This is a genomic window from Halorussus marinus (assembly GCF_004521895.1).
GTDB lineage: Archaea > Halobacteriota > Halobacteria > Halobacteriales > Haladaptataceae > Halorussus > Halorussus marinus.
In genome coordinates this window covers 153482-166093 of record NZ_SBIR01000009.1, presented here as the reverse complement: position 1 = coordinate 166093, position 12612 = coordinate 153482, and the positions used below count along the sequence as shown (strand labels likewise).

Annotated in this window: 14 protein-coding genes; 5 read left to right on the top strand and 9 right to left on the bottom strand. The window is 57.6% G+C overall.

Annotated elements, in window-relative coordinates; all coding sequences use genetic code 11:
* Positions 1-8: 8 nt before the first annotated feature.
* Complete coding sequence (locus tag EPL04_RS13085) at positions 9-533, bottom strand: ArsR/SmtB family transcription factor (protein ID WP_004048660.1); 525 nt, start codon at positions 531-533, stop codon at positions 9-11.
* Between the two features lie 201 nt (positions 534-734).
* Between EPL04_RS13085 and EPL04_RS13080 the strand changes: the two genes are divergently transcribed.
* The 3 genes from EPL04_RS13080 to EPL04_RS13070 are packed head-to-tail and all read left to right on the top strand — an operon-like array spanning position 735 to position 3556.
* Positions 735-950 (top strand): heavy-metal-associated domain-containing protein, encoded by a 216-nt coding sequence (locus tag EPL04_RS13080; RefSeq protein ID WP_004594622.1) that lies wholly within the window; start codon positions 735-737, stop codon positions 948-950.
* A gap of 4 nt (positions 951-954) precedes the next feature.
* Positions 955-2874: a heavy metal translocating P-type ATPase gene (locus tag EPL04_RS13075; RefSeq protein ID WP_004594624.1), complete on the top strand. Its 1920-nt coding sequence runs from the start codon at positions 955-957 to the stop codon at positions 2872-2874.
* Positions 2875-2902: 28 nt separating this feature from the next.
* Positions 2903-3556: a hypothetical protein gene (locus EPL04_RS13070; protein ID WP_004594625.1), complete on the top strand. Its 654-nt coding sequence runs from the start codon at positions 2903-2905 to the stop codon at positions 3554-3556.
* Positions 3557-3589: 33 nt separating this feature from the next.
* Here EPL04_RS13070 and EPL04_RS13065 read toward each other — a convergent pair whose 3' ends face one another.
* Positions 3590-4822, bottom strand: a complete 1233-nt coding sequence (locus EPL04_RS13065) for a tyrosine-type recombinase/integrase (protein ID WP_049987695.1) — start codon at positions 4820-4822, stop codon at positions 3590-3592.
* 394 nt (positions 4823-5216) lie between these two features.
* Here EPL04_RS13065 and EPL04_RS13055 point away from each other — a divergent pair, with 394 nt between their 5' ends.
* Complete coding sequence (locus EPL04_RS13055) at positions 5217-6038, top strand: IS5 family transposase (protein WP_134671675.1); 822 nt, start codon at positions 5217-5219, stop codon at positions 6036-6038.
* Between the two features lie 30 nt (positions 6039-6068).
* On the opposite strand, the gene EPL04_RS18815 is transcribed toward EPL04_RS13055, so the two are convergent.
* The 3 genes from EPL04_RS18815 to EPL04_RS13045 form a co-directional block, all read right to left on the bottom strand.
* A complete protein-coding gene (locus tag EPL04_RS18815) occupies positions 6069-6233 on the bottom strand; it encodes a hypothetical protein (protein ID WP_167599474.1) in 165 nt (54 codons plus the stop codon).
* 146 nt (positions 6234-6379) lie between these two features.
* Entirely contained in the window at positions 6380-6865 is a 486-nt protein-coding gene (locus EPL04_RS13050; RefSeq protein WP_121513335.1) for a hypothetical protein, read from the bottom strand.
* Positions 6858-7730 carry a ParA family protein gene (locus EPL04_RS13045; protein ID WP_128904668.1) on the bottom strand — a complete coding sequence of 291 codons (873 nt, stop codon included), beginning with the start codon at positions 7728-7730 and terminating at the stop codon, positions 6858-6860. Before EPL04_RS13045 ends, EPL04_RS13050 begins: the two co-directional genes overlap by 8 nt.
* 493 nt (positions 7731-8223) lie before the next feature.
* Here EPL04_RS13045 and EPL04_RS13040 point away from each other — a divergent pair, with 493 nt between their 5' ends.
* Entirely contained in the window at positions 8224-8862 is a 639-nt protein-coding gene (locus EPL04_RS13040; protein ID WP_134671674.1) for a helix-turn-helix domain-containing protein, read from the top strand.
* Positions 8863-8872: 10 nt separating this feature from the next.
* Here the strand turns inward: EPL04_RS13040 and EPL04_RS13035 are convergent, their stop codons facing one another.
* The 4 genes from EPL04_RS13035 to EPL04_RS13020 all read right to left on the bottom strand — a co-directional run bounded on the left by EPL04_RS13035 (position 8873) and on the right by EPL04_RS13020 (position 12603).
* Entirely contained in the window at positions 8873-9184 is a 312-nt protein-coding gene (locus EPL04_RS13035; protein WP_134671673.1) for a hypothetical protein, read from the bottom strand.
* Between the two features lie 180 nt (positions 9185-9364).
* Positions 9365-10897: an ATP-binding protein gene (locus EPL04_RS13030; RefSeq protein ID WP_134671672.1), complete on the bottom strand. Its 1533-nt coding sequence runs from the start codon at positions 10895-10897 to the stop codon at positions 9365-9367.
* Entirely contained in the window at positions 10890-12137 is a 1248-nt protein-coding gene (locus EPL04_RS13025) for a tRNA-guanine transglycosylase (protein ID WP_134671671.1), read from the bottom strand. Before EPL04_RS13025 ends, EPL04_RS13030 begins: the two co-directional genes overlap by 8 nt.
* A 4-nt stretch (positions 12138-12141) precedes the next feature.
* On the bottom strand, positions 12142-12603 hold the full coding sequence (locus EPL04_RS13020; protein WP_368276181.1) for a DUF6884 domain-containing protein: 462 nt from the start codon (positions 12601-12603) through the stop codon (positions 12142-12144).
* Between the last annotated feature and the right edge of the window lie 9 nt (positions 12604-12612).

Sequence of the window (12612 nt, the reverse complement as noted above, 5' to 3'; positions counted from 1 at the left end):
GTTCCCCCTCAGGAATTTCTGTGGGCGCGAACGAACGCACGTCGCAGGACGGTCAGAAGAACGTACGTCTCGTACTTCTGGGTCTGGCAGTGCTCGCAGGGCTGCATATCCTCGACGATCTCCTCAATAGCGTCGTCGTACTCGTCGGTGAGCGTAGTGAGCGCGTCCGTGATCTGGGGCTGGGCAGCGTCGATCATCTCCTCGACGGCGGCGTCGGCCGAATCTGGTAGTGAGTACGAGAGGACGATCGTGTTCGCGTGGTAGTACTTCGTCGTCCCACCACGCCCCTCCTCGAAGCGAACGACGTCGACGAGGCCCGCATCCCGGAGCTCGTTGATGTGATGGCGGACCGTGTTCTCCGTCCGGTCGATGCCGCGATCGTCGAGGCGTTCGTGGACCTCGGTCGCAGTTAGGGCTTCCTCGGACAGAATGTCGAGGACCATCGCCCGCATCGGCTCGTCGATGGCGTCCGAAATCCGAGTGTCTCGCACCGCGATGTCGTCGAGACGGTGGTCGGTATCGGAATCACTCATACGAGGACTGAGCGCGAGCACGCGGGAAAAGGTAGCGGGGCAGGAGTCGGGTAGGTGTCTGTCGAGGTATCCAGTACAGGATGGACCCGCGATAGCGAAAGCCCTAGACGACCCGTTTGACTGTTCCAACGACTCGTATCCGAATTCAAACATATCATATAAAAAATACTTATTGAGGTACGGGCACTATCTCAAACTGTAATGAGCGACACAACCCAATTCCGCGTCCTCGACTTCGACTGCCCGACCTGCGCGAGTACCGTCGAACGCGCCCTGTCGAACGTCGACGGCGTCCAGCACGTCGAAGTCCACTACGCGACCGGCCGCGTCGAGATCGAGTACGACGACAGCGTCGCTGACCCCGACGCCTTCGCAGAGACCATCGAAAACCAGGGGTACACTCCCCAGCCCGCCTAACACTATGAACAAACAATCGATCACGCAGTACTACCGGAACCACCGGAAGGCCATCGTCACGGCGACAAGCGGCCTGCTGTACGGCGGTGGCTGGAGTCTCGGCTACCTCACGAGTTTCGAGATGGCAAGCGCCGCCATCCTCGTCCTCGCGACGGTCGTGGGTGGCTACGACATCGCCAAGACCGCTTACCACGAGGTCACCAACCGGACGCTCGGCATCAAGACGCTGGTGACGCTGGCCGCCATCGGTGCTATCGTCATCGGGGAGTACTGGGAAGCCGCCGCCGTCGTCTTCCTGTTCAGCCTTGGCAGCTACCTCGAAGGCCGGACGATGCGGAAGACCCGGACGGCACTTCAGGAGCTACTGGAGATGACGCCCGACACGGCGACCGTCCGTCGCGACGGGACACTCCAAAAGGTCTCCGCCCGCGATGTCGAAGAGGGCGAAGTCGTCGTCGTAAAGCCGGGCGGGAAGATCCCGGTCGACGGAACCGTCGTCGACGGCGAGAGCGCAGTCAACCAGGCGCCGGTCACCGGCGAGAGCGCGCCCGTCCACAAGGCCGACAGCGACGAGGTGTACGCCGGGACGGTCAACCAGGAGGGCGCGCTAGAAATCCGGACGACGGGAGCGGGATCGGATACGACTCTCGAACGGATCATCCGTCGCGTCGAGGAGGCCCAGGAGGCTCAGTCGCCCACGGAGAGTCTCATCGACCGGTTCGCGAAGTACTACACGCCGGCCGTCATTGCCCTGGCTATCGGCGCGTACGCGGTCACGCAGAACGCGATCCTGTCGCTGACGCTGCTGGTCATCGGCTGTCCGGGCGCGCTGGTCATCGGGCCACCGGTCAGCATCGTCTCGGCCATCGGTAACGCCGCCCGGTCGGGCGTGCTGATGAAGGGCGGCGAACACCTCGAACGCGCCGGCAAGATCGATCTCGTCGCCTTCGACAAGACGGGGACGCTCACGAAGGGCGAGACCACCGTCTCCGGTATCGAGGGGTTCGGCGTCGCCGCCGCCGACGTCCTCTCGCTCGCAGCGACCGCCGAGAAGAAGAGCGAACACCACCTCGCGGACGCCATCGTCGACATGGCCCGCGAACGCCAGACGGCTGCGACGGACGGTGGAGCGACGGTCGCCCAAGCGGACGATACGGACGTGGGGCGCAGGTCGGTCCCCGATCCCGACGACTTCGACGTGGTCGCCGGCAAGGGCGTCATCGCCCATGCCGATGGCCAGGAAGTCGTCGTCGGCAACCGCGCGCTGCTGGACGACCGCGACGTCGATGTCCCCGATCGGGTCGCCGACTACGTCCGCGAGCGTGAGGGGCGCGGCGAGACAGTCGTCCACGTCGTTCGGGACGGGGACATCATCGGCGCGATTGCGATGCGGGACGAGCTCCGGGAGGCCGCTCCTGGGGTCGTCGCGGCGCTCCAAGACGCTGGCATCGAGACGGTGATGCTCACCGGCGACAACGAGCGGACGGCCGCTGCCGTTGCCGAGGAGGTCGGTATCGACGAGTACCGTGCCGAACTCCTCCCCGAGGACAAGCAGTCCGTCATCGAGGGCTACCAGGCCGACGGCCACGTCGTCGCGATGGTCGGCGACGGCATCAACGACGCGCCATCGCTGGCCACTGCCGATGTCGGCATCGCGATGGGTGCTGCGGGAACGGACACCGCTATCGAAACGGCTGACATGGCGTTGATGGCCGACGACCTCGAACGCATCCCGTACGCGGTCAAACTCAGCAAGGCGACGCGCTGGAACGTCCTCGAGAACGTCGGGCTCGCGGTGCTGACCGTGACCGTCCTCCTCGCGGGCGTGCTCACCAGCTACGTCACCCTCGCGTCGGGAATGCTGGTCCACGAGGCCAGCGTCCTCCTCGTCATCCTCAACGGGATGCGACTGCTCCGCTACTGACCACGAGACACGATCACAACCACAACTCATGACATCGAATTCGACTGCGACTGACACGACCCAGACGAGAACCAATTGGCAGGTCGACTACGACGCCGACCCGATCGAAATCCGCGACCCCGTCGCGGAGGCCCTCGGCGTCCTCGAACCGGGCGAGCCGTTCGTCGTCACCTACCGGGACGCGGTGAAAGAAGCCGGACACTCCTGTCCGACAGCCTCGGGTGCCTATCGGATCGTCCAGCTCGGGCTCGACGCCCTGTATCCCGACGACTATCCAGTCCGGAGCGAAATCGAGGTCCAGACGGCCGGCCCGCAGGACGATGCCGCGTACGGCGTGATGAGCCGCATCATCTCGTACGTGACTGGCGCGACCGGCGATGACGGATTCAGCGGGCTCGCCGGCGGCTATGGCGGCCGCCGCGACCTCCTGCGCTTCGACGCGTTCGACCCGGACACGGCGGACCCGACGTTCCGGTTCCGGCGAACCGACACGGACGAGACCGTCGAAGTGACCTACCACGTCAGCGACGTTCCTGACGGTGGACCCGCAATCGGGAACCTCCAAGGGATTCTCGACGAATCGGCAACTGACCAGCAACGAGAGGCTTTCGCTGACGCCTGGCACCGCCGGGTACAGGTCGTCCTCAGCGACGACTCGCTGTTCACCGTCGACGCGGTGTGAACGCGACGGTCTACCCCTCTCACTCGAAATAAGTTACTGCGGTACACTATCGATCTCCTCAAGGGCCTCAGTAGCGACATCACCTAACTCACCAGCCTCGATATGCGAGTACCGCTCACGAACCATCTCCTCAGAATTATCGAGATATCGGGCCGCCACAGTATATCCGAATGCCCGGACCAGAACCTCGCCCATGCCACGACGGCCACCGTGCGGAGCAAGATAATCGTGTTTCGGATGGTCGATGTCGATCTCCGCGGCCTCCGAGAGTCGTTGGAGAATCGACCGTGCGCCGTCCGTCGTGATCGACGGCGGCCGAATGTCCACATCGAGCGCCAGCAGCAGGTCGCGAGCGTACTCCGCACGGCGTTCAATGATTGCTTCTGGGCGTTCCCCTCGTTCGGCGAGGTTTTCCCGGACGAGCCCTGCGAGCGTCCGTTGGTCGAACGTCGGAAACACCGGCCAGCGCTCCGTTGGTGGGTCCATCAACTGGCGATAGCTTCGCAACGGCGAGATCACCGGATCGGGAAGGCTCGCGGCATCCCATTGCTGTTTCTTCCGGTAGACGTCCATACTCCCGTCGTCGACGGAGAGGTCCTCCCAGCGGACGCCGCGCCGGCGCGGGTCGTTCGGATCGCGGAGGAGTTCGCCAACGCGGACGGCGGTGTACGCGAGGACAAACACCAGCGCCCGGTCACGAGCCGCCTTCAACGCCGCGTAGCGTGCTCGCTGCTTGTCGAGGGGATCAGTATCCTCCGGGAGTGTCGTGTACGCCTCGACGGCGTCGCGGGCCCGTTCGTCGACGTGACGGGTGAGGGCGTGGCGCTGTTCGGACGTCCAGGCCTGCTGGTCGCCGGGCTTGCGACCGTCGTCCTCCGGCAGCGGCGCCATCGCACTCGCTCGCTGCGCGTAGTGGGCCTCAAGATATCCCTCGTTGACGCACCAGCCACACCACGCAGAGATATAGCGGTAATAGGTTTGTACTGTGTTCTGCTTGAGTCCCCGATCTCCACCGAGATGTCGGGCGTACTCCCGGAACACGCGTTCGTCGAGATCGTCGAAGGTCGGCTCGCGGCCGACGTCGTCGGCGATCCCGGTCCAGTCGTCGGCGCCGCGGTCGCCGGCGGCCCACTCGGCGAACCGTTCGAGCTCGCGTGCAGCGTTACGTCGATAGTTCCCACCGCCGCCGCCCCGGCCTTTCCCCTTGTCTTGGAGGTAGCGCTCGAAGCTGTCGTCGAGCGGCGTCGAAAGCGCTCGGTCAGGCATTCACCGGCCCTCCACCGTCCTGCAGCCCCGGTCTCGGGTCCTCTACCCTGGGGGAAGCGTCGTCGTGAGGCGGTTGCAGCATTCGTGCTTCACCGACGGCGCCGGGGTACTTCAAAGTGGTCGTGATTACCGGCGTAATCAGGACCATCGAGTACAGAAATCTCATAACCATTTTTCCGATGATAGAAGGGTTCTATCCCCTGAAATTCGGATTTGACCAACGGTATAAACCATATACCGATATACTAAAACCGCGACCGCCGTTCGGACCCGGTTCTGAGAATAATCGCAAGACTGCAAGCAGATAGCTTGCTACACAATCTGCATAATGTACAATGCGCAGGCTCTGTTGAAATCCTCAGAGAGTTACAGGTTCGTCCGGTAGTTTGACCGGATGCAGGCCCTCCCGAAATCACGACTACTCCGGTTCGTTGAACAAGCAATGCACTTAGCCCGTCGAGCTGTCGCTCGGTACTCCTCGAAGTTCTCGAAACGACGCTACACACTCCACCAACACATCGTTCTGCTGTGTCTCAAGGTGCGGAAGAATACGACGTACCGAACGCTTCTCGACGAACTCATCGAGATGCCCCGGATTCGGAGCGCCCTCAACCTTGAGGAACTCCCGTCTCCCTCGACGCTGTGTAAAGCGTTCAACCGTCTCGATATGGCTGTCTGGCGTGTCCTTCTCAATCTCTCGGTCACACTCCTCCCGACCAACGGTGTTGTCGGTATCGACGCCTCCGGCTTCGACCGTAGTCACGCCTCGAAGCACTACACGAAGCGAACGAAGTTGACGATTCAGCAGTTGAAAGTCACGCTCCTCGTAGACACGAAGTCGAACGCGATTATCGACTTACACGTAACGACGACACGAAAACACGACTCGAAGATCGCGCCGTCGCTCATCAAGCGAAACACCGGAGAAGTAGCGATTCTCCTCGGCGACAAAGGATACGACGACCAGAAGATTCGCGCGTTAGCCCGTGAGACTGGTGTTCGCCCGCTCATCAAGCACCGCGAATTTTCGTCGCTCCACAAGGCGTGGAACGCACGATTAGATTCGAAGTTGTACGGTCAACGAAGTCAAAACGAGACAGTGAACTCACGTCTTAAGCGGAAGTACGGTGCTTTCGTCCGGTCTCAATACTGGTGGAAGCAGTTCCGTGAACTCGCTATTGGCTGTCTCACTCACAATCTTGACCGGACACTCTGACTGGATCAAGCGAAAAACACCGACGGAACATTAGTCCTGCTGTGCCTCTAATTCTTCGACGCGTTGTTTCAGCTCCTCTAATTCCTCATCTGTATCTTCGCCCGTAGCACGGTTAATGAAGGCGACTACCCCGATGAATACAGGAACCGTAACGACCACGAACAGGAAGAGAATAAACCAGACTTCAGGGCTCATATTGAGACATTATTCAGATGCTCAATTGGTTCTTTCGCCTCACTATTGACACAGGTGCTATCGACAGATATGACGAGCTAATAGGATTTCAACAGAGCCAATGCGCACAAAATTTGAATGGTGAGGAAAATCAGCCAAATCCAATGTTAGTCGTTCGTAGCTTGCTCGCTCAGCATCTCAACAACTTCCTGAACACGTTCCTCATCGGCTTCGATACCACGCTCCCGGAGGATCTGGAGGGCAACCTCATCACCGTGGTCCGCAATTACCCGGAGACACGCATCTTGAAACTCTCTTCCCTCAAACTCGGGAACATCAAACATAGAACACGCAGCAGTTACCGATGATCGCATCCGGGTGACGCCATCCCACGTGTCCTCCCGGACATAGAAGCCGTGCATATCGGTCTCATCAAAGGAGAAGGCCGGTCCACCGGTGGATTCGTCCACATCCTCCTCATCCTGCTCAGGAATGGACTCAGTCTCCGACTCTGTGTCCTCAGTAGTTATCTCTTCATCCGGTTGCGGTTCATCCTGGGCGTCAGTACGTTCGTCGTCATCCGATTCGGCTCCTTCCTCCGTTTGTTTGAGCTGTTCAGCGACGTCCCCGAAACGGTCGTCCTCATTAGGCATGGCTGTGTTCCTCCACGAGGTCCGCTAAGTGATCGAAATTCGGGATCTGGTCGCAATCTTCGTCGAACTCCGAGACCGGCATTCCTTGCTTGAACGCGCGAGAAATCGCGGTCCGTTCGCGAATCCCTGGCTTCGGAATACTATCGATGGTGCGTTCCGAATCATCGAGGGCATCGAAGATCTCCGGGTCCACACGAGCGTACTCGGGGACGAATGAACCGAACTCCCGGTTGAGATTTTCAACGAGAGTCCGATGCTCGTTGCGTTGTCCCATTGTTTCGCGAATCATATTCGGAGTGACTGCGAGGATATCCAACCCGATATTCTGCCGGATTGGGGAGATCTGGCGTTCAATCATCTTATTGAGGCCGTTGATCGAGCCAGCACGCGGGATTAGCGGGATTATGACGCGCTGGACGGCGATGAGGGCATTGTCGGAGAGTTTCCCACGGCCGCCTGCGGCATCAATTATCACGTAGTCGTATCCGTTTTGAATGAGCGGATCGACGACGTTCCGTCGAAGCTTCACGTCTGCGAACCGTTCGTCCTTCAGCCTCGTCTCGACGTTCTCGAGCTCGTTACTCGACGGGAGTAGGTGAACGCCGAAGTCCGTCTCGATAAGCAGGTCTTCGGGGTCCTCACCATCGATAAGGGCGTCACCGAGGTTCGCATCTCGGTCGTACGCATCGTCGTATCCCAACTGGGTCGTCATGTGCCCGTCCTTATCCAGATCCAATAGTACCGTCTCATGGCCACGAGCAGCGAGTCGATCAGCGATGTTGAGCGCGATCGTGGATTTCCCTACCCCTCCCTTGAGCAACGAGACAGCTGCTCCGGGGAGCCCTTCAAACTCGTCAGCACTCATAGCTCAGCACCCCGTAAGAAGCGGATTTTGTACATTTTGTAGGTAATGTACATTGGGTAGATGTTGAAGGTTGCGCGAGTTTTGTCGATAATGTACGTTTTGCACTGGTCATACGCGGTCAATGATGCTCGTCCATCTTAATTCTGTGCCAGACAGATTGCGTACGCCATCTACACAATCTACATTTTGTACATTACGTAGATTGTTGGCACAATCTCAATTGGCATAATCACCGTCGACCCTACGCAATCTACATAATTTAGATAATCAGCATTTCATACGCATTCATCACAATCTTTGCCACCCACACGAACCAATTGAAGAAGCCCAATTTACATTATCTACATTATCCACATTATGCAGATTGGCTATGAGATCTACATTCTTCAGTCATTCAATGGGAGAGTCCCGAGTGATAGAACTCAGACAGAGCCGTTCTACCCCGTCTTCTAGTAAGACCTTTAGCTGTTACCGGATTATTGGTAACTACCAGATGTATGAGGTTCTCGACGACACGGCGGCACAGACTATCCTCGCCATCGAGAGTGGTGACTCCATCCGCCGTGTCGCCCAACACCTCCACACGCCCTACGAGACAGTGAGACAGGCCGTCAATCGGCTGGAAGAGGCAGGCTACGTTTCCTATGATGACGGCCTCACTGTAGTCGACGAGCGCGTACGCGACGCAGCGCTCGAGCTCGTCGCTGCCAGCGCTGGCGTCAGTCCACCCTCCATCGAGGAAACATACGTCATCCCACAATTCGGTGACTGGCCGTTCGCGTTCACGCGGATCGACGCCGTCTACGTGTGGACTCAGGGCGGCTACCAAGTCGGTCGCGAGCCCAACGACTATCCACTGTTCCTGGCTGTTCGTGAGCAGGACGTCGACGCCTGGGAGACATTTTTCGAGTCGTTCGACCTCCCGACCGCACTCGAACGACAGCCCCGACACGAGATGGATGGACCGCTACAGATCGTCCTCGAGCCAGGGCCGTCTCTCGACATCGAGCACGTCGAGGGGTACCCGGTTATCCCGAGAGCAGAGACGGTCGAGTATATGCGTGAGAACTACGCCCAGTTTCAGTCGGCGCTGGCGATCCTTGACCGGATGTACGAGGATCTCAAGCTCTAGTGAGGACAGGTTAGAAGTCTAAAAGGAGTTCCTCACTATCATCCGAGGGAAAGAGAAGATCGAATGCAGGATGCTTGTAGAGAATCTCGCGGCAGTCACGGCAACGTGTGTATAGGGATCGGTCAGCATCCCAAAAATCAGAACGCATCACAACGGCAGTATCACGTGAGCCGTAATGTCCGCCAGATGCTGAAAAATGGTTGAACTCAAGCCCTCCACACTCCGGACAGGGATCATTCATATTTTCCCAGTCATCCCGCTTAACGCCGGAAATTGTCTGTTCGTTCCCATTCTGATCGATAACTTGTATCGAGAGTCTCATTAGAACTCGCCTCCGCCCATAGCGAGGCGAAATAAAATGACCGTTTCAAGCCAATCTGGAATTATTTTGGTGGAGAGAAGATGTCTCTATCCAAATGTTTCAAGGACAATCGTATAATCGAATTAAGAGGTAATTAGCTTCCGTGGATTGACCATCCCTTAAGAGAACGATATGGTCGGACTACGTAATCTTGCCGTTTAATTCGAGAATAGAGATGGACTCCGAGTCTCCATCACCGTACTTGATCTCGTTATTCTGAAAGTCAAAGCGGATTGATTCGCCCATATATGAGGAACGTTCAATTCTGGTGAGCGCGTCGAGGTCCCCAAGCTTCCAGCAGACGAATCGGTCGATGTTAGTCAGCGGTGTCTCGTCTTCAAAGAAGTCGCTAAGTTTCACTTGTAATGATGCATTGTCGAACCCGTCGTCGGTAGCGAGGATCGCATTGACCTCATCGTCCATCTGGAAGTCCGCGATTTGGATGTTATTAGGCGCACCATTGGCGCTGTACCGTTCTAATGCGGCGATGACCTCAGCCGGGTTTGACGGCGATAGCCCTTCCTGCTCCTGTGTGCGTTCTAACCGTTCTTGGAGCGAACTTTCCTGTGACCGGATACTGCGTTTCTTGTCCTCTAGCTTGCGGCGGTCGATGTAGTTCCGGTACCACGACTCCTGGCACACCTTGGTCATGTACCGGTCCAACTCATCCGTGATGGCTTGGTAGACGTCCCCGGATTTGTTCCGGATCTTCTCCCGATTGGCGGAGAGCTCTAGATCCTGACAGTTGGCAATAAAGAAGAAGTGGAAAAACTCGTTGTCCGCACCGATAGCGTCGTTATACCGTTCAACCTTGATGTGGTCTTTCGCCAGCCAAATACCGAACTGGGCGGAGTGCTTCCCGTAGGTCGGCAGCTTATTCCGGGCTTCCTTCCCACCGACCATCCCGACAACCTCGATTGTCAATTCACAGCCGTCATCGAGTGTGACGGTCAGCTCCCGTGGCGGGTAGTGCTTGCACATCTCTTCCGCGACGAACTCGCCGTCCGGATCCAGATTTTCGGCAGGGAATTTCAACCGGTTATCGGTCTTGATCGGGTCCCGGGTGTCGTCGATCGAGGGTGAGAGCTCGACGGTGATCTCCATCTCGTGGAAGTCGTCGTTGAAGTACCAGGCCGTCGACCCACCGATTGTCTTCCACTTGATGTAATGCTCGATCTTGTTGTATGTGAGCTGCTGTGGGTCAAAGCCCTGGCCAGCCCGGAAGCCGTGGACCTCGATCCGTGTGCGTGACGGCTCCTCGACGTCCGTCGTGTCGACCGAGTACGTGGGGAGTTCGCGGTTGTTCAGTTTCGCCCACGGCTGGTCCATCACCGATTCGATCCGCGTCCCGTCCTTGACGGTCTCGACGCGTATCTTGTCGCTCTTGTAGTAGATCTTGGTGCCGTGACCCTTGTACCCGATGGCGTCGTCCTTGTTCGAGTTCCCCAGGTCGAAGAACGACGACAGGTTGTCTTCGTCCATCCCGTGGCCGTCGTCTTTGATGACCAAGGTATTCCGTCCCTCGTCATCCTGCTCGATCTTGATGTCGACCTGCGTCGCGTCTGCGTCATAGGAATTCGATAGTGCTTCTCTGATGACCTCCAACGGGTCTTCGAAGTCGCTTGCTATCTCGATGAACTCGTTGACCTCATTGACTTGTGGTGTCTTATGCATAGGTTGTGTCTGTATTCTCGAAGTACGGGTTCATCCGTTCGTTGATCAGCTGGTAGACGAACTTGCGGAAACCCTTCTGGTCCTTCACAGCCTCTTCAAGGTATTCAGCGACCTTTTCTTCGTCTCCTTCAGCGATTAACTGGCGGAACTCCCGGAGCTCCCGTTGCTGAACTGCCAAGTTGTGCGCCGCCACTGAACCGAGAATGTCCTTCTGGTACAGGTCGTCCATCTCGTTCCGCATCCGTGCCCGGTGGAAATCGTCGTTACAGATGCGGCAATCGCAGGCATCGAAGTCTGCCTCGTCAACCGGGACCGTCTCGAACAGGTTGACGCAGTACTTCCCGTTGATCGCTTGGTGTAGGTAGGAGGCAGAATCGAAGGTATCGGCCCCTACAGCAACGAGTAGCGGCATTGCGTTTCCTGAGATTCCTAATACGTGTAGAGGAAGATTGTCATACCCTCGCTGTTGCATCTCCCTCTTACAGTCGGATACTGCTTCGACGAGAACCTCAACGTTGTCTTTCCGCGGGACGAGGCTACCCAAAGCAATCCCATCGAACGCTTCGGGGATTGGTTCTGCGAGTTCGTCTTCGATGAGGTCGAAGGATCGTTCGAGCATCGCTTCATAATAGCCGTGTACCGTGAGATAGCAGGCCCCGTCAACCTCATCACGGCGTTCTGCGAACCGGGCAGCGTTGGCAGCGGTCTGCTCCATCTTTTCGATCCGCTCTTCGAATTCGTCATCAGGATGGATCGGGTGATCCAGGTTGACCACGATGTCTGGTCCTAGAGCCAGCTGTATATCCAGCGCCTTGTCCTGGTCGATGTCCTTCTCAAAGTCCTGGCCTTCTAGTCCGCCCTGCTTCAGAATTTTGTAGCCGCCGGAGTCAGCGAATATCATCCCGTCATAGTCGCTGAAACAGTCCCACTCGCGGATCTCGTTATCCAGATACCAGTTCAGCTTCTTTTCTCGAATGCCGTAGTCGGCGAGGGAGGATATCGACGTCATCACACCCCGGAAGAGATCACTGTAGTCTTCACCACCGGTGACTTCGTTGTCATGAGCGAGGAATTCCTTGACTGTACGGTGGACGCCGCCACCAAATAGAGCGCCTTCGTTGCCGCCGCCGTAGAAGTTGATCACCGGGAACAGGTGCGGAGTCTCCAGAGTGCGGTCATTGATCTGGAGCTGGCCACGTCGTGCCTCACCTGCCTCAGCAACGATATCAAACGACACCATACTGTCAGTCACCGTGCACCGGAATGGATCGGCCGCTGGACACCAGATGCTTCAGCCGCTTACCTTTCATCCCTATACCACAGCCCTCGATATAGCCGACCGGGACATCAACAGCGGACTCAAGTCCGTCGACAGCCGGGAGATAGTCCTTCCCCAGATTGACCCACACTTTCTCATATCCTGCTTCGGCTACTTTGTCGGTGACAGCATCGATAACAGCATCGTTCAGTTCTTCGGCTCGTTCGGGGGCCATCCGCTGATCATAATACATAATCTCGTCGTCAGGTTCGACGACACCATGCTTTGCTGATATAATTATTATATCAAGTCCGGATTGGAACCGGCCCGCGCGCACCGCCTTCTTAATGATCCTGAAGAAGTACCCATCGTACAAATCGAGTGCCTGCACCGGTTTCTCGACGTCTTGCTTGGTGGCTGAACATGATTGAATGAGTAAAGACGACATACTTGTCCT